The sequence below is a fragment of the Alteromonas gilva genome, assembly GCF_028595265.1.
Lineage (GTDB): Bacteria > Pseudomonadota > Gammaproteobacteria > Enterobacterales > Alteromonadaceae > Alteromonas > Alteromonas gilva.
In genome coordinates, this window is the sequence record NZ_JAQQXP010000001.1 from 2,775,525 (window position 1) to 2,797,909 (window position 22,385).

General features: G+C 49.7%; 20 protein-coding genes. 10 read left to right on the forward strand and 10 right to left on the reverse strand.

Annotated elements, in window-relative coordinates; all coding sequences use genetic code 11:
• Positions 1-19 precede the first annotated feature (19 nt).
• A complete protein-coding gene (gene tyrA, locus OIK42_RS12315) occupies positions 20-1,171 on the reverse strand; it encodes a bifunctional chorismate mutase/prephenate dehydrogenase (protein ID WP_273640920.1) in 1,152 nt (383 codons plus the stop codon).
• Between the two features lie 3 nt (positions 1,172-1,174).
• Positions 1,175-2,266, reverse strand: coding sequence for a 3-deoxy-7-phosphoheptulonate synthase (locus OIK42_RS12320; RefSeq protein WP_273640922.1), 1,092 nt, complete (start codon positions 2,264-2,266; stop codon positions 1,175-1,177).
• 308 nt (positions 2,267-2,574) lie between these two features.
• On the opposite strand from OIK42_RS12320, the gene OIK42_RS12325 reads away from it, so the two are divergent.
• From OIK42_RS12325 to OIK42_RS12345, 5 genes are read left to right on the forward strand one after another with little or no spacing between them, the layout of a single operon-like run.
• The gene (locus OIK42_RS12325; RefSeq protein WP_273640924.1) at positions 2,575-3,249 is read left to right on the forward strand and encodes an ABC transporter ATP-binding protein; all 675 of its coding nucleotides are present in this window, start codon (positions 2,575-2,577) and stop codon (positions 3,247-3,249) included.
• Positions 3,249-4,229: an HlyD family secretion protein gene (locus tag OIK42_RS12330; protein ID WP_273640926.1), complete on the forward strand. Its 981-nt coding sequence runs from the start codon at positions 3,249-3,251 to the stop codon at positions 4,227-4,229. The genes OIK42_RS12325 and OIK42_RS12330 overlap by 1 nt, the downstream gene beginning before the upstream one ends.
• The gene (locus OIK42_RS12335; protein ID WP_273640928.1) at positions 4,219-5,211 is read left to right on the forward strand and encodes an HlyD family secretion protein; all 993 of its coding nucleotides are present in this window, start codon (positions 4,219-4,221) and stop codon (positions 5,209-5,211) included. Before OIK42_RS12330 ends, OIK42_RS12335 begins: the two co-directional genes overlap by 11 nt.
• Positions 5,208-6,392: an efflux RND transporter periplasmic adaptor subunit gene (locus tag OIK42_RS12340; protein WP_273640929.1), complete on the forward strand. Its 1,185-nt coding sequence runs from the start codon at positions 5,208-5,210 to the stop codon at positions 6,390-6,392. Before OIK42_RS12335 ends, OIK42_RS12340 begins: the two co-directional genes overlap by 4 nt.
• Positions 6,392-7,648 (forward strand): ABC transporter permease, encoded by a 1,257-nt coding sequence (locus OIK42_RS12345; protein WP_273640931.1) that lies wholly within the window; start codon positions 6,392-6,394, stop codon positions 7,646-7,648. The genes OIK42_RS12340 and OIK42_RS12345 overlap by 1 nt, the downstream gene beginning before the upstream one ends.
• Before the next feature lie 58 nt (positions 7,649-7,706).
• On the opposite strand, the gene OIK42_RS12350 is transcribed toward OIK42_RS12345, so the two are convergent.
• Positions 7,707-7,967, reverse strand: a complete 261-nt coding sequence (locus OIK42_RS12350) for a hypothetical protein (protein WP_273640932.1) — start codon at positions 7,965-7,967, stop codon at positions 7,707-7,709.
• Positions 7,968-8,304: 337 nt separating this feature from the next.
• On the opposite strand from OIK42_RS12350, the gene OIK42_RS12355 reads away from it, so the two are divergent.
• Together OIK42_RS12355 and OIK42_RS12360 are read left to right on the forward strand one after the other, a co-directional pair.
• Positions 8,305-10,425 carry a response regulator gene (locus tag OIK42_RS12355; RefSeq protein WP_273640934.1) on the forward strand — a complete coding sequence of 707 codons (2,121 nt, stop codon included), beginning with the start codon at positions 8,305-8,307 and terminating at the stop codon, positions 10,423-10,425.
• A 226-nt stretch (positions 10,426-10,651) separates the two neighbouring features.
• Complete coding sequence (locus tag OIK42_RS12360) at positions 10,652-11,401, forward strand: glucosaminidase domain-containing protein (RefSeq protein WP_273640935.1); 750 nt, start codon at positions 10,652-10,654, stop codon at positions 11,399-11,401.
• A 73-nt stretch (positions 11,402-11,474) separates the two neighbouring features.
• Here OIK42_RS12360 and OIK42_RS12365 read toward each other — a convergent pair whose 3' ends face one another.
• The 5 genes from OIK42_RS12365 to rpsP all read right to left on the reverse strand — a co-directional run bounded on the left by OIK42_RS12365 (position 11,475) and on the right by rpsP (position 14,052).
• Positions 11,475-12,011, reverse strand: a complete 537-nt coding sequence (locus tag OIK42_RS12365; RefSeq protein WP_273640937.1) for a maltose acetyltransferase domain-containing protein — start codon at positions 12,009-12,011, stop codon at positions 11,475-11,477.
• Between the two features lie 102 nt (positions 12,012-12,113).
• Complete coding sequence (rplS, locus tag OIK42_RS12370) at positions 12,114-12,473, reverse strand: 50S ribosomal protein L19 (RefSeq protein ID WP_273641524.1); 360 nt, start codon at positions 12,471-12,473, stop codon at positions 12,114-12,116.
• 18 nt (positions 12,474-12,491) lie between these two features.
• Positions 12,492-13,208, reverse strand: coding sequence for a tRNA (guanosine(37)-N1)-methyltransferase TrmD (gene trmD / locus OIK42_RS12375; RefSeq protein WP_273641526.1), 717 nt, complete (start codon positions 13,206-13,208; stop codon positions 12,492-12,494).
• 45 nt (positions 13,209-13,253) lie between these two features.
• A complete protein-coding gene (gene rimM / locus OIK42_RS12380) occupies positions 13,254-13,775 on the reverse strand; it encodes a ribosome maturation factor RimM (protein ID WP_273640939.1) in 522 nt (173 codons plus the stop codon).
• 25 nt (positions 13,776-13,800) lie between these two features.
• Entirely contained in the window at positions 13,801-14,052 is a 252-nt protein-coding gene (gene rpsP, locus OIK42_RS12385) for a 30S ribosomal protein S16 (protein ID WP_273640941.1), read from the reverse strand.
• A gap of 492 nt (positions 14,053-14,544) precedes the next feature.
• Here rpsP and OIK42_RS12390 point away from each other — a divergent pair, with 492 nt between their 5' ends.
• The 3 genes from OIK42_RS12390 (at position 14,545) to OIK42_RS12400 (ending at position 20,548) form a co-directional block, all read left to right on the forward strand.
• A complete protein-coding gene (locus OIK42_RS12390; RefSeq protein ID WP_374211869.1) occupies positions 14,545-16,284 on the forward strand; it encodes an ABC transporter transmembrane domain-containing protein in 1,740 nt (579 codons plus the stop codon).
• A 108-nt stretch (positions 16,285-16,392) separates the two neighbouring features.
• Positions 16,393-17,448: an efflux RND transporter periplasmic adaptor subunit gene (locus tag OIK42_RS12395; protein WP_273640944.1), complete on the forward strand. Its 1,056-nt coding sequence runs from the start codon at positions 16,393-16,395 to the stop codon at positions 17,446-17,448.
• A complete protein-coding gene (locus OIK42_RS12400) occupies positions 17,441-20,548 on the forward strand; it encodes an efflux RND transporter permease subunit (protein WP_273640946.1) in 3,108 nt (1,035 codons plus the stop codon). The genes OIK42_RS12395 and OIK42_RS12400 overlap by 8 nt, the downstream gene beginning before the upstream one ends.
• Before the next feature lie 35 nt (positions 20,549-20,583).
• Here OIK42_RS12400 and OIK42_RS12405 read toward each other — a convergent pair whose 3' ends face one another.
• Together OIK42_RS12405 and OIK42_RS12410 are read right to left on the reverse strand one after the other, a co-directional pair.
• On the reverse strand, positions 20,584-21,678 hold the full coding sequence (locus tag OIK42_RS12405) for an alpha/beta hydrolase (RefSeq protein WP_273640947.1): 1,095 nt from the start codon (positions 21,676-21,678) through the stop codon (positions 20,584-20,586).
• Positions 21,679-21,912: 234 nt separating this feature from the next.
• Positions 21,913-22,311, reverse strand: coding sequence for a TerB family tellurite resistance protein (locus tag OIK42_RS12410; protein WP_273640949.1), 399 nt, complete (start codon positions 22,309-22,311; stop codon positions 21,913-21,915).
• Positions 22,312-22,385 lie beyond the last annotated feature (74 nt).

Below are 22,385 nucleotides of genomic sequence, written 5' to 3' on the forward strand. Positions count from 1 at the left end.
GCATTGCTCAGTTCACTTATCAGGTCCTGAGCATTTGATCATCATCGGCTTTTAGTAGCAGACGTTTGCTATCGACTAAACATGTTTTAGCGTAATCGCCAAACCAATCGCCAATCTCATTGAACTGGCGAATAAACTCAGCTTTATCACCGCTATCAAGCACCTTAAGCGCTTCACCAAAGCGACGATGAAAACGTTTTAATAACGCAAAATTGTCTGGGTTATTAAAAATAATATCGGCATATAATGTCGGTGATTGAGCAAACAATCGACCCACCATAGCTAACTCTAGTCGATAAATTGGCGAACTCAAATTGGTTAACTGAACTAAATCGGGATTTTCGCCAGCAAGGTGCGCACCGTACAAAAACGTATTGAAGTGGCGCATCACCTGAATAAAGGCCATGGCCTTGTCGTGCTCTTCGGCGCTGACCTCTATCAGCGATGCGCCCCATGTTTCCATTTGGTTTAATAACCAGTTGTATTGCGCAGGTTCACGACCATGACATACCACCACTACCTGCTTTATCATGCCCGGTGCATCGGGGCCAAACATGGGGTGTAACCCTACCACCGGACCACTGTGCGCCTGCATCATGGCGCTAAGCGGCTTATCTTTAATACTGGTTATGTCAGCCAGAATGCAATCGGCTGGCAAGCGCTTGAGCGCAGCAATCACATCGACAGTGAGATTGATGGGCACCGAGACAAGCACCAGGCTGGCGGCAGCAAACATTTCATCGGCGTGCTCCCAATCGTCTTTTTCAAGAATATCTACGTTATAACCACTGCGCTCAAATAGCCCGACAAACACCTTGCCTAATGCGCCTGCACCGCCAATAATCACAATGCGTTTGATACCGGGGTTTACACAGCGGTAACGGTTATTTTGCAGATGGTAAGATTCGCGCATGATGCGCCGCAATAAGTCTTCGATGAGTGAACTTGACACACCAAGCGCTTCGGCTTGCTGTTTGCGCGCTTCGAGCATCTCGGCCTCTCGCTCAGGCACGTATATCGGCATACCGGTTTTTGCTTTGAGCTCACCGACCTGGCAGGTTAACTCTGCACGTCTGGCCATGAGTTCGATGAGTTGACTATCCAACTCATCGATACCAAGGCGTAACTCACTCAGTTGCTGAGCAAATTGTTCCGAATTGTTTTGAGACATTTATCAGGCTAATTCCGTTCGCTTGTTTTGGCGCAATGGTAGCACAGTAATGAGCTTATCTCGCATTTGATCAAGCAGACTCTCGGTCGCTTCCCAGTCGATACAGCCGTCGGTTATCGACACCCCGTACTCGAGATCTTCAAATGCAATCCCGTCTGACTTTTGATTGCCAGACTTTAAGTGACTTTCCAGCATAATTCCAATAATCGATTGATTACCCTCCAGAATTTGGTTAACCACATTCTTTGCAACAGCCGGCTGACGACGGTAATCCTTGCTCGAATTAGCATGCGAGCAATCCACTACCAGCCCCGCGGTTAGTCCGGCACGGGCCATCCACTCTTCGCATTCACTTACACACACCGAGTCATAATTGGGCTGTTTGCCGCCCCGAAGAATGATATGGCCATCAGGGTTACCCTGGGTTTCAATAATACTCACCTGCCCCTGCTTGTTGATGCCCATAAACCGGTGTGATGAAGCAGCCGAGCGCAGTGCATTAATGGCAATATCGAGACTGCCGTCTGTGCCGTTTTTAAACCCTACCGGCATCGACAAGCCACTGGCCATCTCGCGGTGAGTCTGTGATTCAGAAGTGCGTGCACCAATAGCACTCCAGCTAAACAGTTCCGCCAGATATTGCGGACTGATAGGGTCCAGCGCCTCGGTGGCGACAGGCAGCTCCAGCTCCGCCAACCAAATAAGTAATTCTCTGGCTTTATACAAACCGGTTTCAATATCAAAGGTGTCGTTGATGTGCGGGTCGTTAATCAGCCCTTTCCAACCGGTAGTGGTGCGAGGTTTTTCAAAATAGACGCGCATAACAATGTATAAGGTATCTTTATAACACTCATGCAATTCTTTTAAGCGCAGCGCGTAGTCTTTGGCTGCTTCGATGTCATGAATCGAACAGGGTCCGCAAACCACCAGCAGGCGGTGGTCCTTGCGGTGAATAATGTCTGAAATGATATTCCGCGATTGTTTGATCACTTCCAACGCCCGCTCTGAAACCGGTAACTGCGCCGAGAGTGCTTCCGGCGTCACCATAACGCTCTCTGAACTCACGTGAATATTATTAATGGTGTCCTTAATCATAAAGAGTCGCTCTTATTTAACAGGAATTCTTGAATGCCGCTTTAACACAAAGCAGAGCTCGGCAAAAAATACATATGTACAAAATTATTTACACTAAGAAAATACGATATCATTTTTAAGCGTTGACTTTTTAACAATTTTCTATAAAGGAAGCAAGGAAAAACTTTACATTTGAACTTATTTGTAACGAACTGTTACCACACGTGAAGTAGCAACTTTCTTGGCTTGTACCAAATCGCAGACGCCACTAAAGTAAGGAATTCGCGAAATTTGTTCTTGCAGACAAAAAGACAATAATGAGCACACGGATGATAACACTGCATAATATTCGTAAGAGTTTTACCAATGGTGAAGAAACCATTGTCGCGCTTAACGATGTTTCACTGACCATTGAAGAAAACGAATTTGTCGCCTTTATGGGAAGTTCAGGCTCCGGTAAATCGACACTCATGAACATTTTAGGGTGTCTTGATACCCCTGAAAGCGGTCAATATCTGTTAAACCAAAACCCGGTTAGCAGTTTGAGCGACGAAGCACTGTCAAAGATCCGCAATGAACACATCGGTTTTATTTTTCAAACATTTCACCTGTTGCCCAAGCTGGATGCTGTCGGCAATGTTAAGCTGCCGCTGCGCTATAGTGATGTCAGTGATGAAGTCGCTACGCAGCGGGCAGAAGCTTTATTAAAAAAGGTGGGTCTCGAACACCGCATGCATCATCGCCCTTTTGAGATGTCGGGGGGCCAGCGTCAGCGTGTCGCCATTGCCCGGGCACTGGTCAACAACCCGACGATGATCCTCGCCGATGAGCCAACCGGTAACCTCGACAGTAAAACATCCGACGACATCATGGCTCTGCTTACCGAACTGCATCAGCAAGGGCAAACCATTGTGATGGTCACCCACGAAGAAAACATTGCCGACTATGCCCAAAAGGTCGTCACCATGAAAGACGGTCAAATCATGAGCGAGAGGGTCAATTAATGAAATCGATTAAGCTTGGAGGCGTTGCGTTACTGGTATTGTTTGCTGCCGTTTGTCGCGGCCAGGATGTGCCACTGATTATTACCGGCAAAATAAGTTCCTCCAATATCCAGACTGTCAGTGCACCGCGTACCGATCGCTGGAACATTCAAATTCAGTGGATGATCGAGGAAGGCACGATTGTTAAGCCCGGCGATACCATTGCCGTATTCGATTCAGGCAGTGTGGATGCCCAGCTAGAGCAGAACGAAGATGCCCTGCAAACCCAGCAACTGGAATTGAAAAGCAAACAAGTCGAACTTGATCAGGCCGTCAGCAAAGCCCGCAGCGCCGTTGAAGTTGCCGATTTGGAAGTGGAAAAAGCCCGTATAGAAGCCGAGATCGAAAGTGACGACGTCAGCGATTATGACAAAGGCCAGTATAAACTGGCGTTGGAGCGGGCGTTAGTTGAGCAGTTCAAAGCTCAACAAGCCCTCGAGCAAAAGCTGACCGAACGTGAAAATACCATCGAAAAGCAAAAAATAGAAATTACCAAACTCGAAGAAAATATCGAATACCAACGCTATCAGCTTTCACAGTTAAAAGTGGTTTCAACCATCGAAGGGGTAGTCAGCCACATGTATCACCCCTGGAATAACGAAAAAATTACCGCTGGCACATCGCTGCAGGCAGCCATGAAAGTCATGGAAGTTCAGGATATCAAAGGTTTTAAAATAGACGCCTGGGTACATGAGATTGACGCTGACAGAGTGAAGGCGGGCAATACCGCGGTGGTCACACTCGATGCGTTTCCCGGCGTTCAGCACAGTGCGCAAGTCACTAACGTAGTGTCCCAGCCTGAGAAAAAAGCCAGTTGGGGCAATAGCGCCTATTACCAGATGGAGCTGTCGTTCACTGAAAAACCCACCCAAAAGCTGTTACCCGGTATGAGCGTACGCGTGGTAGTGCCGCAATCCGAGGAGCTTGCTTATGCGAATTAGTGCCGTCACTTTAGCCTTACTGCTTTTATGCGGATGTAGCGATAACCCGTCGCAACAGACTGCTACAGGCAAAACACTGGTTCAGCCTCTTACCGCCTCCGGCGAAATCGTATCACTGGAAACAGCGAGCATCTCGCCGCCATCTGTGCGCGGCATGTGGCAAATGAAAGTGCAGTTTTTGGTGCCCGAAAATACCCATGTAAAAGCCGGTGATATGCTGGTGAAATTTGACGGTCAACAGCTGCAAACGCGGTTAATAGAGCAACAAAGCTCACTCGCTGCCGAGAAAAAGAATTTTGAAAAGCAACAACTTGAAAACGAGGCAAAAGCCGAAGAACTTAAGCTGGCGTTAGCCGAAGCGCAGATGAATTATGATAAAGAAAAACGCCTGGCAGAGATTGTTGATATTAGCACCAAACGTGTCGAAAAAGAAAAACAACGCAAGGAGTTTGCCATTGCCACCGCTAAATTAGCCCAGGCAACCCAGGAAGCTGCTCAGTTTACCCAAACCAGAGCTCTCAACGATCAACTGGCGCAGAGCAAAATAAAGCGATTACAATCTAAATTGTCTGAAACACAACGCAATATCGCCAAGCTGTCTGTGACGGCGCCAAAAGCCGGGCTGATTATGTACAAAGCAGACTTTGATGGTGAGAAAGTGGCTGTCGGCGACACCGTCTTTATGGGGCGAACACTGCTCACGATACCTTCGCTGGATAAGCTGGCAGTCAAGGCACAGTTCGATGAGGCTGACACCGCAAAGCTCAGTATTGGCTCAACGGTAAAAGTCACGCTGGATGCCTACCCCGAAGTGCCCTACTCGGGCAAAATCATTTCCCTGGGAGAGGCTTATAAAGAGAAATCCTCAACCAATTTAAGCATCGTATTTGATGTCGAAATAGAGCTTGACCGCATTGACGCTGAACGCATGCGCCCCGGAATGAAAGCCAATGTTGAAGTACAAAAGGACGCCTTGTCATGACCCGTCAATTGTTCTCATGCCTGATAGCAGCCCTGTTACTGTGCGCCTGCAGTGAAACTGAACAAACTATACCGACTTATAAAGTGGGGTTACAGCCCTTTGAACTAAAGGTACCTGTTGAGGGGGAACTGGAGGCGGCCAGCGCCACTACCATTGGTGCATCCAGCCGCCAGCCAATGACCATCGCCTGGCTCGAAAAAGAATACACCAATGTTAAAAAAGGCCAGTTGATTGCCCGTTTTGATGCCGAGCAGCTCACCCTCGATATGCGCAAGGAAATGTTGGCCATAATGCTGCTCGAAGAAGATATGAAACTCAACCGCACCACACTCACCCAGGAGGAGCGCGATGTTGAGATGGATAAAACGCTGGTTATGAAAGAGTTTGCCTTTGCCGATGAATTTACCGTGGACGACCTGCGGGTTTATTCGCGGATTGAAATTATTGAAAATATGCAAAACAAAGAATATCTGGGCGCCAAAGACAACTACCTGGACTGGAAAAAAGACAGTGTGGTGGAGCAAAATACCAGTGCCATCGATGTACTCGACATTCGTAAGCAAGGCAGTGAACAGAAGTACAACCAAATCAAAGCGGCAATTGAAAGTCTCGAAATTTATGCGCCCTACGATGGCCTGCTGGTGTATGAGTCAAACTGGCGCGGTGAAAAGCCCTCGGTAGGTCAGACCGTGTTTCCGGGACGTCCGATTGCGAAACTGCCAGACCTGTCAAAAATGCAGGCCAAAGGTTATGTCCTCGACAAACAGGCCATCGCCCTGGAGCCAGGCCAGCCTGTGTCAATTCAGCTTGAAGCCTACCCTGACCGGACGTTCTCCGGCTCACTGAAAGAGGTCTCAGGTTTCTCACGGACCATTTCGCGAGCCGACCCCACAAAGTATTTTGAAGTGACCATTACCATCGACGATCAGGATTCGCCCCTGCTAACACCGGGACGAAAATTAAATGCCACTATCGCTGTAGCAAGCAATGAAGAAAAGTTACTGGTGCCTATGCAGGCTATTTATAACCAGCAGGGTATTAATTATGTTTTCCTGCGCGATGGCAACCGTTTTAGTCGCCAGAAAATCGATATTGGCAGTAAGAACCTGCACTTTGTAGAAGTGACCAACGGCCTCAGTGAAGGCGATCACATTGCCTTGTCGTACCGGGAGCTAATCTGATGTTACAGCAATTAAACTTAACGAAAATACGCCTGTTGGTCGCCGATGCCTGGCACGAGTTACTGGCGCAAAAGCTGCGCACATTCCTTACTCTGCTCGGCATGATATTTGGTGTGGGCGCAGTTATCGCCATGCTCAATATCGGTAAAGGTGCAGAGCAGGAAGCATTAAAAATGATCGGCTCAATGGGACTACAAAATCTCATTGTTGAGTCGAAGCGCTACAGCGCAGAAGAACTCAGGGATATTCGCGAAGACTCGCTGGGCTTGAATGCTGCTGATGTAGCAGCGGCAATGGCAACCCTGCCTTTCATCGCCAGTTACAGCGGCGAAAAACAAATTAAACTCTTTGCCTTGTACAGCGACTTTGCTAAAGCCGACGCTACCGCGGTGGGCGTCACCAGCAGTTATTTTGAGCTGGCGAGTATGGCGCCGGCCAAGGGCCGCTTACTTACCGCAAATGACGAACTGCGCGTTGCCCAGGTCGCCGTGCTGGGGGCGGATGTTGCAGCGGCCTTGTTTCCTGATGCCGAGCCTTTAGGACAATTCGTAAAAATTAACCATGCCTGGTTTGAAGTTGTAGGGGTTATTGCTGCCCCAACGTTTAATAAGGATGCCTTCCAGGGAGTTAAGATCAACGGCGATCGTAACCGGGTATTTATTCCCCTTTCCACCAGTCAGAAAAAACTCAATAGTGAGCCGCTGGCCAGCGAACTGGATGTAGTTAAATTTGAAGTGACAGAGGATTACTCCACGGTACTCGCCGCCAAAGCGGTAACCCAACTCCTTGACCAACGCCATGCTGGCGTCGAGGACTACCGTTTAATTATCCCGGTTGAATTACTCGCACAGCAGGAAAACACCCAGCGTATATTCAACATTGTGATGGCCTGCGTGGCCGGTATTTCGCTGTTGGTCGGTGGTATCGGCATTATGAATATCATGTTGGCCAACGTACTTGAACGCACCAAAGAAATCGGCCTGTTACGGGCAGTAGGGGCCACTCAACAGGATATAAAACTACAGTTTATCGCTGAAAGCTTTGTGATCTCTGTTCTGGGCGGCGTACTCGGTATCGTTTTTGGCCTGGTATTATCAGAAATTATTGGCTTTTATTCGGAGTGGGCGGTGAGTTGGTCGCTCACCGCTATTGTCTTGTCGGTATCGATTTGCTTGCTGGTTGGCGTAGGCTTTGGTGTATTTCCCGCGATAAAAGCCTCAAAGCTTAACCCGATTGATGCCCTCCATTCGGACTGATTTGTACGCTTATTACGTGTGCCGCATCCTCATACGGTACACGTAATAGCTCAGCATGCTACTCACCAGAGCCACTGGATCCCGCTACTGCAGCCGAACTTGCCACCACCGCCGCAGATACTGAGGCCTGCTGCGCCTGCTGTAGTTGATTAGCAATGAGTGATGCATTTGGATTTTCGATGGCGATGATACAAGCGCCGTAGCCTAAACCGACCAGTTTGTTTTCCCAGCATACATGGCCGCTGTCAGCATCCAGACAAAACAGGTGGCCACCGGCATAGGCAAAAATAAATCCCTCTTCAAACAGCAGGTTGGTCACGCCGGACGTCGACTTTAGCTTTGTTTACCATTGCCTCGTGCCGGTGGTTTTATCTACGCACACGACGTGCCCGTTTATACAATAGACAGTTTTGCCACCAGCCTTTTGGTGGCTATCTCTGCATTTTTTATTTACCAAAAAAAAACCCTCTCTTGCGGAAAAGCGTAAAAAAACTTCTATACTTACAGCCACGTGGACCTTTATTTTATTTGCAAAGGTGATCTACCCAGCACCTTGCTAGCCAAAATGAGCAATGCTACTGTTCATTATAGCCAACAGGCGATTGAAAATACGTAAAGCTCCAGCGTTCACAGCCTTTCTTGCAGCGGAAGTTTTAATGACATTAACAGCACGCTATATTCTCGCGCTGGTACTCATTGCAGTAACAGTTTCGATCTCAGCCTGGACGATCCAGGACTTATTGAGTACGCAACGTAAAGACGCTGAGATTATTAACCGGGCCGGTCAACAGCGCATGCTATCACAGCGCATATCGTTGGCAGTAACGCGTTTATCACAGTGCGATACTCCTGATAGCCTGCCCCGCGATACGTTGGCCATTGCCCTAAAACGATTTTCAGAAAATCACACCTACTTGGTAAACCAGCCGAATATGCCCGCCCGATTACACGCGATGTACTTTAGCGATGGCGGGCTGGATGCGCAAAGTCAGGCTTATCTGCAAGCAGGTTATCGCTTACTCAATAATGGGCAATGTTTTGCGGTACCTGAAATATTTGCACAAGCCTATTCCGATCAACTGTTAATAAAACTCGATGAGGCCGTCGATATTTTTGAACAAAGCGCCCGGGAACGTGTTGCTGAAATTGAAACCATTGAGTTTTACCTGTGGGTGATCACCTTGCTGATGCTGCTTGGCGAAGCCCTTTTAATATTCAGGCCAATGGTACAAAAAATAAACCGCACCATTGCCAGGTTAAAAGTGGCAAAAGAGGAGGCTGAAGCGGCAAGCAAAGCCAAGTCCTCTTTTTTAGCCAATATGAGTCACGAACTGCGCACGCCGATGAATGGTATGTTTGGCATGATTGAATTGGCCCGGGAGAATCCCGGTAAAGCGAATGCTTACCTTAAAAAAGCACTCGCCGCCGGAAACCAGTTGCTGACGCTGATTAACGACATTCTCGATTTATCCAAAATTGAAGCTGACAAGCTGGTGATCTCAAACGAGCATTTTAATCTGCTTGAGATGCTTGATGATCTTGCCACACTCTATTCAATTAGTTGTCAGCGAAAAAATTTAGCGTTTAATTATCAGCGCTCGTCGAATCTGCCCACCACTGTAATCGGCGATCCTAAACGGATGTCTCAGGTGCTGCATAACCTGCTCAGTAACGCCGTGAAATTTACCCCTAAGGGATCCGTCACGCTGGAGGTCGCTTTAGTGCAGCATGGCCAGCGGGACTGGCTGAGTTTCAGGGTTACCGATACCGGTGTGGGGATTTTACCCGAGCACGCAGAGTCTATTTTTAACGACTTTGAACAAGGCAATCAATCCACCACCAAACTCTTCGGCGGCACGGGGCTGGGCCTTAGCATTGCTAAACGCCTGGCGACACTCATGGACGGCAAACTATCCTTTGATTCAGCGGAGCAACAGGGCAGTGAGTTTCGGTTTTTACTGCCCGTGAATATACCGCTTGCCCAGCCCGGCGATTTGCTGCCAGCCGTGTCGCTCAAAGCGGCCGTGGTCGACGACCTGCAAACCAGTCGGGAGTATCTCAGCCATATACTTAGCGAAATGGGCGTAGAAACCCTAACCTTTAGCTCTGCTCAGGATTTTTTAGACTGTGAAAAGAAATTTGATGTCGCACTGATAGATCTGTCGATGCCAGAAATTGATGGTGTTACGCTGATAAGAAAAGTCCTGGCCCGCGGTCAGGTTCCGCCGCCCTACCTCATTGTAGTCTCTGCAGTACTCGAACATATAGATGCCGAACCACGCATTCTTGATGCGATATGGCGTATGTATGCTAAACCCGTTGACCGTAATGCCATCAAGTCAGATATTCTTGCTCTGCAATCACTGAAGGCTTCCGGGGAGGAACCTCAAAGTAGCACGGCGGGCAACACGACTGTAGAAGTGTTAGTGGCAGAGGATAACGAAATTAATGCCGAGGTTATCCGCAGTATGCTCGAATCAGCAGGCTGTGAAGTGACTGTCGCCGAAAATGGCCAACTGGCTATCGACGCATTACATGGCGTTGAGTTTGATCTTATCTTTATGGATGTTCAAATGCCTACAATGGATGGCCTCGAAGCCACCTCAATTATTCGCAATACACTCGGCATGACCGACATTCCTATTATTGCCCTCACCGCCAATGCTTTTGCCGAAGACCGCGAACGCTGCCTTGCCGCCGGTATGAATGACTTTTTAACCAAACCGGTTAATCGCGACAAGGTTATCAGTATTGTCAGGCGCTACACAGCAGGCTAGGAAATGATGAGCAAAGTGGGTACTCGCCACATAGTCAAAGCCGAATCCCGTCTGGTTAGCCCCCGCTGTGCCGTAGCAGTCGCCAAAAAATGATCTCTTTGCGATGCCATAACTTATTAGAGAATACCGAGTTGCTCAAATCGTCGCTTGCCCCGGCGTTACCCGTGTTATTAAAGGTACATTCCCGTTTGCGCAACAACATACAACTAACAAAATAAACGGAATCATGATGATAAATATCAAAGACAGTAAAATACTGATTGGATTAATGGCCGTACTACTGGCACTGGTTATTGCGGTGTGGTTTATTTTTTTCAGTCGGGTCACTCCACCAGACTTCTCAGAGCATCCGGCGGGGCCGGAACGAAAAATGGCATTTTTTTCCTACTTCAAACCCATCATTGATGACGTCAATCAGGAATTTATTGCCGACAGAGAATTTGTTACCAGTGTTTGCTCGACAGACGATAAGAATGCCGACAGCCAACTTGCCGAATTAGCCGTTAAATACCGCATAGATAAAGTAGACATTGAAAACGAGTCCTTGTGTGATGTATTACTGCGTCGCGTTGATATTGTGCCCCCTTCCCTCGCGTTAGCACAGGCAGCCAATGAAAGTGCCTGGGGCACGTCACGCTTTGCGCAACAGGGTAATAACTTTTTCGGTCAATGGTGTTTTGAGAAAGGTTGTGGCATTGTGCCAAACAGTCGCGATGAAAGTAAAATCCACGAGGTTGCTGACTTTCGCTCCCCCGCTGACTCTGTTAAAAGCTATATGCTTAACTTAAATGGCCACGACGCTTACAAGTCATTACGCAGTATTCGCCAGTCGCTTCGTGCACAGAATGCTTCATTCAGCGGCATTGAACTCAGCTACGGGTTAAACAAGTATTCTGAAAGAGGCGAGGAATACGGCGAAGAACTTCGTGAGATGATCCGCTTTAATAAATTAACCGAGTACGACAAAACCTCTTAATCAATCTGGGGCAAGCGTTTTACCGACTAGCAGTATGAATGTAACGGTGACAGCCGCCGGGCTGTCACGCTGCTTAAATGCCAACAGTACGGCCGCTGAAGCTTGTTGAGGCAGTAACAACCGCACCAGCCCCGATGTCAGTATCATCAGGAATGTTTGCTCCCGGTAAAACCGAACATCCCTCACCAAGCGTCACGTTATTCCCTACTGTGATGGCCGCTGTTTGCTGCCACCCTGCTTTTCGCCGGTCTGACTCCAGCGGGTGTGTAAGCGTGGCCAGCACCACGTTATCAGCAATGGTGACACTGTGTCCCAGACGAATGATACCCGGATCGAGCATCACCACTTTACGGCCAACAAGCAGATCACTACCCGCATAAATATTGACGCCATAGTCGCAGCCAAAGTATGCCCCCACGGTGACAGAACTCACATTGGGCAGCAGCTGTGTCAGTATGGAATGACGCTCACTTGCTGGCGTTTGAGGCAGATTATTGAGCCTCCAGCACAATGCTTTGGCGCGCTCCCGGGCCACCACCAGAGTTGGGTGTTGAGTCTGATACCACTGTCCGGACAGCATCTGCTGCCAAATGTCCTGAGCTTGTGTCATAACCTGCCTCGTGGTGATGTCTGGCTTTACTGTAAGCCACAAAAAAGCCCGCAACAAGTGCGGGCTTTTCTTAAGTTAACAATAACGCAAGGATTAGTAATCTTAGTTAAGCTTCTCTTTGATACGTGCAGATTTACCTGAACGTTCACGAAGATAGTAAAGCTTGGCGCGACGCACTGCACCGCGACGTTTCACTTCAATAGAAGATACCGCCGGGCTGTGTGTTTGGAACACACGCTCTACGCCTTCGCCACTTGAAATTTTACGTACTGTAAAAGCCGAGTGAAGACCACGGTTACGCTTAGCGATAACAACACCTTCGTATGCCTGAAGACGTTCTTTATCACCTTCAGTTACACGAACTTTAACAATCACTGTGTCACCTGGACCGAACTCAGGCACATCAGTTTTGAGCTGTGCTTGCTCAATTTTCTTGATGATATCTTGACTGACTTTGCTCATCATATCCTCTCATCCTAGTTAACTGTCATCTTGCTGCAACGACGCCTGGAATGCATCCAGTAACCGTTGTTGCTCCTCAGTCAGAGCTAGGTCGTTAAATAACTCAGGGCGGCGCAACCAGGTTCTGCCTAAAGATTGCTGTAACCGCCACTGCCTGATTTTTTCGTGATCACCACTTAACAACACATTAGGTACCGCTTTGCCGTCGAGTATTTCGGGGCGCGTATAGTGCGGACAATCTAACAAACCATGGCTAAACGAATCTTCAATTGCTGAATCGCTGTGTCCGAGTACACCCGGCACCAAACGCGCAATTGCATCCATCATCACCATCGCTGGTAGTTCACCGCCGCTGAGCACGTAATCACCAATTGACCATTCTTCGTCAACATGGCTCTCAATGACACGCTCATCAACACCTTCGTACCGACCACACAATAAAATAATATTATCGTGCTCAGCGAGCGATTTAACGCCCGCCTGGGTAAGCGGCTTACCCTGTGGAGACAGGTAAATCACTTTACTTTTTTCACCCCCCGCCAGTTTGGCGGCGGTAATTGCGTCAGTGAGCGGCTTGACCATCATCAACATGCCCGGGCCACCACCGTAGGGGCGGTCATCAACAGTACGATGACGATCGTGAGTGAAGTCTCGGGGGTTAAAATGCTCGACCTCAAGTTTGCCCGTCTTAACTGCTCGCCCTATCACACCCTGTTGGGTGAAAGGGGCAAACATCTCAGGAAACAAACTGATGATGCCAAACCATTTTTCCGCGGTCACTTAGAACCCCGGATCCCAATCAACTGTAATCACCCGCTCGGTTTTATCTACGTTATGCACAACAGAGTCGTACACAAACGGTAATAATCTTTCTTTCTGACCAAAAGCATCGCTACTGAGCGCTTTAACGCGGATTACGTCATTCGCCCCTGTATTGAACACTTCTTTAATCACACCCAGGTTGTAACCTTGCGTAGTTACTACCTGCATGCCGGTTAACTCACGCCAGTAAATATCATCGCCTTCCAGTTCAGGAAGCTGCTCAGCGTTAATGCTGATATCCAGGTTTTTAATGCGCTCGGCATCATCCCGGCTATCGACACCCACTAGCTTTGCTACGATGGCTTTACCATGCGGTCGCCACTGATCAGTTTGGTATTCTTTACCATCAGCCAGATACCACGGGCTGAAATCAAAAATACCTTCTGGTACTTCGGTAGAGCTGTTGATCTTGACCCAACCTTTCACGCCATAGGGCGCGCCGATTTTGCCAATAACCACTTTGTCAGACGCTTGACTCATCTAAACCTACCAGATTATGGACAGCTTACGCTGCCGCTTTTTTCGCTTCTTTTACCAGTGTATTCACGCGCTCAGATAAGCTCGCGCCAACACCAACCCAGTATTCTACGCGGTCAATGTCTAAACGAAGACGTTCAGCCTGACCTTGTGCAGTTGGGTTGAAGAAACCGACGTTTTCAATAAAACGGCCGTTCCGTGCGCGACTGCTATCTGCAACCACTACCTGATAAAATGGACGCTTTTTGGCGCCACCACGCTGTAAACGAATAGTAACCATAAATGCCTCAAACTCGTTGTAGCGTTACCGTTAACTTACCTTTTCAACCATGCTGCAAACGTGCAGACAAGGCGAAAGGCCGCGGAATTATACGTATACACAACAAAAATGCAAGCCGTATCAGCGATTAAACTTACTTTAAAGCGATATACTGTGTAAATGTGTGAGGAGTTCGCCGTCGCGTGGCGACTTTTGTTGGTGAATAATGATGCCGGGCGATTGTGAGGCACAAAGCAGCGGCCAACATTGGCGTTAAGTGGTATCAGCAGTTTACGGGTAATCCGGGGTGTAACAACGGCAATATCACGTAACATAATCCCAACAGTAAAAAAACATTAGTTTGGACAACAAAGTAATGTTCCCCTGTTATTCTTGACTCGCCCTGAAATAATAAAAAACCATTCGCTGCAAGCGACTGTATTGACTATGACCCGGCCCTGCGTTTTACGGGGCCCTTTTGCCTTAACCGGCGTTTGATAATTTGTATTGGTGATCGTATTGATTTCTACCAAAGATGTACTTTATTGGCTCCTGGGCCTGCTCAAAGCCTATACCTGGCAAGCTGTTGGCGCATTACTGGCGCTGATTGTCGCCGCCTCAGCCTGGCTATTGCTTGGCCAGGGGATAAAGCTGACTGTTGATGAGGGGCTCAATGCCGGCAACATCGCCAGGCTTGACGCGGCAATCGGTTGGGTAATTGCGTTTGCAGTACTCGGTTGCCTTGCTACCTATTTTCGGTTTTATTTGATGACCTGGCTTGGCGAGCGGGTCAGCGCGGATATTCGTATTCAGGTTTACCGGCATCTGCTCACCCTGCCACCGGCCTTTTTTGCCGACACCCGTACGGGTGAGGTGATCTCGCGTTTTACCAATGACACCAGCGTAATACAAACTGTAGTCGGCATGAGTTTGTCGATGGCGCTGCGCTCGGTAGTGGGATTTGTCGGCGCGTTGATTCTGATGTTGTTTACCAGTCCTTTACTGACCCTGTGTGTGCTGCTGGCAGTGCCGTTTATACTGGTACCACTTAAACTCATCGCCCCCAAAGTGCGTCATTTTTCACGTCAGAGTCAGGATCGTATTGCCGATATGGGTTCACAAATCGATGAAACCCTGCATGAAATTATGATTGTACAGGCGTTTAATGCGGTCAGTGCTGAACAACAAAAATTTAGCGAAAAAGTCATGGCCGCGCTGCAGGCGGCCTCGCACCGAATACACTACCGCTCCATGCTGATTGGCGTCATCATGCTGGTCAGCATGCTGTCGGTTATCGGCATTGGCTGGTTAGGCATTCGTCAGGTAATGAGCGATGACATCACTGCTGGCCAGTTGTCAGCATTTTTATTCTATGCGGTATTAGCGGGCAGTAGTATTGCCACGATCAGTGAAGTGTTAGGCGAGATCCAGCGCGGTGTCGGGGCCAGTGAACGGCTGTTAGAACTACTGGCCACCAAACCAGACAATAATGGCGGTACGAAACACATAGCGGTATTCACCGCGCCACCGGGGATTCGCTTCGATGACGTGACGTTTAACTATGCCCAGAGCAGTTCGCTGTTTGAGCGATTTAACCTGCAGATTCAGCCAGGAGAGTGCGTTGCACTGGTTGGCCCAAGCGGCGCCGGCAAATCCTCTTTATTTCAGTTGCTACAGCATTTTTACCCCATTGACGACGGTAAAATATGGATCGGTGAACACGATATCAGCACCCTGACCCTGGATAGTCTGCGTCAGCAAATCGCGCTGGTGCCGCAGGAGCCGGTTATCTTTGCCAGCACGGTGATGGACAATATCCGCTATGGACGCCCCGGCGCCACGCAAGCGGAGGTTATCGACGCGGCGCAACAAGCGTTTGCCGATGACTTTATCCAGGAACTCTCTGCAGGCTATCACACCGAGCTCGGTGAACGCGGGGTTAAGCTTTCAGGCGGACAACGTCAGCGTATCGCGATTGCGCGGGCCATCTTAGCCGACCGCCCCATTCTACTACTTGACGAAGCCACCAGCGCCCTTGATGCGGTCAGTGAACACAAAGTACAAATTGCCTTAAAACACCTTATGAGAGGGCGCACGACGCTAATCATTGCCCATCGCCTGGCAACCGTTCAAATGTGCGATCGTATTGTTGTAATGGAGCATGGTCAGGTGCGTGCCACCGGCAAACATGCCGAGTTAATTAAAATCGACACCTTGTATCAGGAGTACGCCGAGTTGCAGCTGCTACCCTAGCCCCATTCAGAACGTTAAGAGATAATAAGTAATATTAACATAAAAATAAAATGCTCCCTCAGTCGGTTTATCACGTAGCAGTACTGAAAGTGACATTATGGAATTAAAATGCTTAAGACGATCAGAACAATAATTTGTATCAGCGCCCTGGCTCAGGCAGCGCTAATTTCACCGGCTACGCTTGCGCAGAGCTGGCGTGGCGACAGTGGGCCTAAACTAGTTGTGCTTAACCAAATTGAGTTTGTCAATGAGCAAAAAACCGTCGAAGCAGTAGGCACAGCGGAGGCCGTTAAATCGGTGACATTATACCCCGCGGTAGGTGACAGAGTGACAGCCGTTAACTTTAAACCTGGTCAAAAAGTGCAACAAGGGGACGTACTTGTTGAGCTTGATGATCGTCGCCAGTTAGTCGCAGTGCGCCGCGCTGAGTTGCAATTAGAAGAAACAGAGCGCGCCCTGAAACGTTTGCTCGACAGCCGTGGTATGGGTGCCGTCGCGGAGAGCGAAATAGACGCTGCCCGAACCCTTCGTGACCTCGCCAAAGTCACCCTCGATGAAGCCAAGGCCGACCTTGAGGACCGCCACATCACAGCGCCCTTCTCCGGCTACGTGGGCCTTACCGATGTTGAAGTCGGCGATCGCATTACCACTACCACGGTAATCACCACCATCGACGATCGCAGCGAACTGTTTGTTAATTTTCGGGCGCCGGAATCAGCGGTCACACTACTGTTTTCAGAAAAAGAAGTGACCCTGCAGCCCTGGTCGTCGCGGGAAGTATCATTGACTGCCGATATTGCCCAGCTTGATTCCCGCATTAACGATACGGATCGCACCATGTCTGCCAGAGCCTTACTGGATAACGCGCAGGATCAGTATCGCCCGGGCATGAGCTTCAGAGTTAAAATTAATTTACAAGGGGATCGCTATGCTGCGATACCCGAAGCAGCCTTGCTGTGGGGCGCCACCGGTGCCTATATTTACAAAGCCGTGGATGGCAAGGCGCAGCGTGTTGACGTAAGCGTGCATCAGCGCTTACGAGGCACAATTTTGGTCAACGGTAATTTATCCAGCGGCGATTTACTGGTTGCAGAAGGCATTCAGTCGCTGCGTGAAGGTCAGGAAATCACCACGTCATTAGCGCGGAGAGCGCCAAATGAGTAACCTTGCCGACAATCACAATGACTTACCGTCATTATCGATTCGCCGACCAGTACTGATAATTGTACTTAATTTACTGATTGCCATCGCAGGTTATGCTGCACTCAATGGCCTTGAGGTGCGCGAATTACCCGACGTTGATACCCCCACGATAACTGTGAGTGCACGTTATCCTAATGCCTCTCCCGAAACCGTTGATGCAGAAGTCACCGCAGCGCTCGAGGGCGCCGTAGCGCGCGTCAGCGGGGTAAAAAACATCTATGCACAAAGTGAAGAAAACTCCGCCCGGGTGCGGGTAGAATTCCGCCCGGGCATTGATCTGGACGCTGCGGCTAATGAAACCCGCGAATCGGTTAGTCGTGTGCAGCGCGCGTTGCCAGACGAGGTAGAACAAGTCTCCATCATAAAAGCCGATAACGATGCTCAGGCGGTGGTGAGTTTAGCCGTGTCCAGCGACACTCTGGATCAGGAAACGCTCACCGAGCGCGTCGATACGGATCTAGCGCCATTATTTTTGAGTATTCCCGGCGTCGCGGATGTTAGCATGAATGGCGACCGCCAGCGGGTATTGCGGGTTAGTGTGGATCCCCTGCGGCTTACCAGCTTTGGGCTATCCATGACCGATGTGGCTAATGTACTGCGCACTGCCCCCTTTGATGTGCCGGCCGGCAGTATTCAGTCGAGCGACCAAATGCTGATTGTGCGCGCCGATGCCACCTCGCTGTCGGCTGAAGATGTTAAGGATATTGTCATCAATGGCGACACTAAAATAGGCGACATCGCCAGTGTCTACTTTGGCCCCGCAGATTCGACCAGCGCCGTGCGACTGGACGGCAAGCCAGTAATCGGTTTAGGGGTAATTCGCCAGGCCAGCTCTAACACCATAGAAATTTCAGATGAAATTCTCGCGCTGGTAGATACCTTTGAAGATCGATTCCCCGATATGAACATCCAGGTGACCTCCGACGATGCCGAATTTATTCGTGACTCGGTAGAAGAAGTGGCTTTTTCACTTGGTCTGACAATTATACTGGTTGTCTTTACCCTGCTCTTTTTTATTGGCTCCTGGCGCGCCACTATTGTCCCTGCCTTGTCGATTCCGGTGTCACTGGTCGGTGCGTTAGCCATTATCTGGCTGCTGGGTTTTTCTATCAACATACTGACGTTGCTGGCACTGGTGCTTGCCACTGGTATGATTGTCGATGACGCCATCGTCGTTTCAGAAAATATTCAGCGCCGGCGCGCAATGGGCTTGGGCGCCAGAGCCGCTGCGGTCATCGGCACGCGCGAGGTCTTTTTTGCGGTAATAGCGACCACCGCAGTACTGGCCTCGGTGTTTATTCCGATCGCCTTTTTGCCATCTACGGCCGGCCGTCTGTTCAGGGAATTTGGTGGCGTACTGGCCGGCTCGGTGATTATTTCATCATTTGTGGCCTTATCACTGGTGCCGGCCCTCACAGCCCGGTTACCAATAAAAAGTAAGACAGCGGGCAAGCGCGGCCTGTTTGATGCCACTTTAGGCCGTTTTGGTAACTGTTGTTTGAGTTTTTATCGCACCACTTTACTGTGGTCACTGAAATATGCGTGGCTGGTACTGGTCTTGTGTCTGCTTGCCGCAGGCGGCGCCTATCTCACCTCTCAACATATCGAGAACGAATTACTGCCCAGTGAAGACCGTGGCACGGTGCGCATTTTTGCCCGCGGCCCTGACGGTGTTGGCCTGAATTTTATGGACCGTCAGGCGATGAAAATGGAAAGCCTGCTGATGCCCTATGTGGAAAGCGATACCATTGAATCGATTTATACCGTTGTAGGAAGCTGGGATCCTAACATTGTCTTTATTACCGCCGATCTGAAGCATTGGGACGAGCGTGATAAGTCGCTCCAGGACATCATCGGTGAAATCCGCCCTGCACTACAATCGGTGCCTGGTGCACCGGGTAATGCATTTGGCGGTAACAGCTTAAACCTGCGTGGTCGCGGTGGTGGCCTTGAATTAGCGCTAACCGGCGACACCTATGAGCGCATATTTGACGCGGCGGTTCAATATTCGGCGGTGATAGAAGAACGTATGCCGGAGCTTGGCAACCCGCGTATAAGCTACGAACCGACCCAGCCGCAGTTGCGGGTGAATATCGATCGCCGCCGCGCCGACGAACTGGGCGTGCCGCTTGACGATATTTCATCAACCTTGCGCGCTGCCATTGGTGGCAACGACGTGGTGGATTTAAATATCGGCGATCAGGCAATCCCCATTATTTTACAAACCAACGATCGCAATACAGCGGATCCGCGGGATTTAACCAACCTGTTTGTTAAATCAGACAACGGTAGTTTGATTCCGCTATCCAGTGTTGCCTACATTACCGAGGAAGGTGTGGCGGCTGAACTTGAGCGTCAGGCTCAGCGCCGGGCCATAAAAATCGAGATGAATCTGCCTGAGGGCGTTCTCATTAGTGATGCCGTGGATCAGCTGCGCGCCATCGGCAGCGAAACGCTCCCTGATGGGATTGGTTTAATCTTCCTGGGCGAAGCGCAAACCTTTGAAGAAACCTCACAGCAGGTCGCCCTGACTTACATACTGGCCTTTGTAATTGTATTTTTAGTGCTCGCGGCGCAGTTTGAGAATGTGAACAGTGCCATTGTGGTAATGCTGACAGTGCCCTTTGGTATTGCTGCTGCCATATATGCGCTGTATCTCACTAACACATCTATAAACGTATACTCGCAAATTGGTCTGGTAATGCTCATCGGCCTGCTGGCTAAAAACGCCATATTACTGGTGGAATTTGCCGATCAGCTGCGTGACCGCGGCTATGAAGTGTTTGATGCCATCGTTGAGGCCGGGAAAGTGCGTTTACGGCCCATTATGATGACACTAGTATCAACCATTTTAGGTGGTTTGCCGCTTATCCTGTCGACCGGGGCTGGTGCCGAAGCCCGCAACGCCATTGGCTGGGTAGTCTTTGGTGGCCTTGGCCTGGCGGTGGTCTTTACCCTCTACCTGACACCGGTGATTTATTTAGGCCTGGCGCGCTTTACCAAACCACGCGCCGACGAAACCCGCCAGTTGGAAAAAGAGCTCGATACCGCACAAATCTAGCCCTGTGGGCGCACTAAAACAAGCCGCGAATAACGTCAGTTACTCGCGGCTTGTTTATTTAAAAAGGCCACAGCCTCTCTCACCATGATGTCAAAATAAGGGTTATAGGTAAGCCGGGCATATACTTTGTTTTCTTCTGTGTAGCCCCAGGGACCATACCAGACCGTCTCTCCTGCTTCACAGCGTGCGGTTTTCTCATCAGACTGGCCATTGTCACAAATACGTAGCGTGCCATCGATGCCATACAGCGGATTACCCGGACTAAACAGCACACTCATATGCGACGCCGCACTAATACGCTGTGCCGGAATCGTCATCGATAGTACCTTTGCCCCTGCTGGCGCCTGTGCCCCGTTTCCTAGCCACAGTAATGCATTATCCGGATGTTTAAACCGGCGCTGATAGAGCCTGCCCACCTCACGGACATCCACCACGCTATCTCCCTCGGGTATTACCATAAACACAGGTTGTGACAGGGGCTTCGCTGCCAGAGTCTGTGACACCGCATCAACGCTGTGTTGATAGGCAGCAAAGCCTTGCATGGCGACCGAATTATAGCGCGTTGGATTATCTTCAGGCTCGAGGTTAGGCCAGCGATAGACTGAGGTCATATACGGGGCCAGCCAGGTCACTCCAAAGTTCGGCTCAAAGGCCGGTGAAAATAACAGTAAGCCACTAATGGCCGGTCGCTCGCTGGCCGCCACGACAGCAATATGGGTTCCGGTTGAAAAGCCGCCTAAAAACAACCTGTTCACCTGTTGTGAAAACGCATCAATATGGTATTCGGCGGTATCTTGCCAGGCAGAATAACTGGCATTGAGCATATCGCCTGGCTTAGAGCCGTGACCTGGCAACAAGACCGTGCGTACCCAGAACCCATGCTGGCAAAGCCGTTCGCCGACATCGCTGAAAAAGTAAGGTGAATCCCCCAGTCCATGCACAAAAAGAACCCCTGTTTTGTTACCTACGCCACATTCAAACGGGGTATTGAGTGTCACTTCCCACTTGGCATTATTCCCCACGCTGACACGATGCTCAGCCAGCCACTGAGCAACTGCATGCTGATAACGGGTAAACGGTGACACTGTGGTGGGCAGAGGGGTTACAGAAGCAACAAAGCGTGGCTGCATAGTCTGCTGACAGCTGGTAAGCACCAGCATGCTAAGGACAATAGCAGATAAAATTACCAAAGGGAGCGGTGAGAAAATGCGGATCGACATGCAGCATTAAAGACCAATAACTTACGACGTGTTATGACCCTAACGGCTACCATACAATAATGCAAGACGCAGAGCAGCGCGAACCGGCTGACCGGCACGCGCGTTGTTCAGATCCCATACCCGGGCGCGACTGCCCGGGCTGTATCAGGCCGCGGGGATTTCCAGAGCACTGGTCGTGAGCGCCCGGGCAAGTACCTTATGAGTAAGTAAACTGAGTAACTCTGTTTCTTCGTCGCTGCGCTCGCCATCGATGCCTGACATGGCCATGGCCACTTCCAGCGCGCGATTCGCATCAAAAGAGAGTTCACCTTGCAGACTACGCAAAATGTCCGCGGCATCCCCTGTATCTAAAGCCGTGCGTGTTTGGTGGATAACGTCATTAACGAACGCTTCGCGGCAAATTGGACTGTCCCACTCCAACGACTCCACGAGCTCTTCAAGGTAGTCCTGCTCACTCAGTAAAATCCTGCGATCGACCTGATAAAAAAGGACCGCCAGCTTAATTAGCGCCTGATTAAATAATTGTTCTTCGGATAAATGCATAACAGCTCCTGTTTACTTATACCAGCATCCCGCCAGTTACCACTTAACAGATAATACCTTATTATGTTACGCAA

Coding starts and splice junctions, on each gene's coding strand:
- tyrA (WP_273640920.1), bottom strand. CDS start 1,171: ATGTCTCAAAACAATTCGGAACAATTTGCTCAGCAACTGAGTGAGTTA.
- OIK42_RS12320 (WP_273640922.1), bottom strand. CDS start 2,266: ATGATTAAGGACACCATTAATAATATTCACGTGAGTTCAGAGAGCGTT.
- OIK42_RS12325 (WP_273640924.1), top strand. CDS start 2,575: ATGATAACACTGCATAATATTCGTAAGAGTTTTACCAATGGTGAAGAA.
- OIK42_RS12330 (WP_273640926.1), top strand. CDS start 3,249: ATGAAATCGATTAAGCTTGGAGGCGTTGCGTTACTGGTATTGTTTGCT.
- OIK42_RS12335 (WP_273640928.1), top strand. CDS start 4,219: ATGCGAATTAGTGCCGTCACTTTAGCCTTACTGCTTTTATGCGGATGT.
- OIK42_RS12340 (WP_273640929.1), top strand. CDS start 5,208: ATGACCCGTCAATTGTTCTCATGCCTGATAGCAGCCCTGTTACTGTGC.
- OIK42_RS12345 (WP_273640931.1), top strand. CDS start 6,392: ATGTTACAGCAATTAAACTTAACGAAAATACGCCTGTTGGTCGCCGAT.
- OIK42_RS12355 (WP_273640934.1), top strand. CDS start 8,305: ATGACATTAACAGCACGCTATATTCTCGCGCTGGTACTCATTGCAGTA.
- OIK42_RS12360 (WP_273640935.1), top strand. CDS start 10,652: ATGATGATAAATATCAAAGACAGTAAAATACTGATTGGATTAATGGCC.
- OIK42_RS12365 (WP_273640937.1), bottom strand. CDS start 12,011: ATGACACAAGCTCAGGACATTTGGCAGCAGATGCTGTCCGGACAGTGG.
- rplS (WP_273641524.1), bottom strand. CDS start 12,473: ATGAGCAAAGTCAGTCAAGATATCATCAAGAAAATTGAGCAAGCACAG.
- trmD (WP_273641526.1), bottom strand. CDS start 13,208: ATGTTTGCCCCTTTCACCCAACAGGGTGTGATAGGGCGAGCAGTTAAG.
- rimM (WP_273640939.1), bottom strand. CDS start 13,775: ATGAGTCAAGCGTCTGACAAAGTGGTTATTGGCAAAATCGGCGCGCCC.
- rpsP (WP_273640941.1), bottom strand. CDS start 14,052: ATGGTTACTATTCGTTTACAGCGTGGTGGCGCCAAAAAGCGTCCATTT.
- OIK42_RS12395 (WP_273640944.1), top strand. CDS start 16,393: ATGCTTAAGACGATCAGAACAATAATTTGTATCAGCGCCCTGGCTCAG.
- OIK42_RS12400 (WP_273640946.1), top strand. CDS start 17,441: ATGAGTAACCTTGCCGACAATCACAATGACTTACCGTCATTATCGATT.
- OIK42_RS12405 (WP_273640947.1), bottom strand. CDS start 21,678: ATGCAGCCACGCTTTGTTGCTTCTGTAACCCCTCTGCCCACCACAGTG.
- OIK42_RS12410 (WP_273640949.1), bottom strand. CDS start 22,311: ATGCATTTATCCGAAGAACAATTATTTAATCAGGCGCTAATTAAGCTG.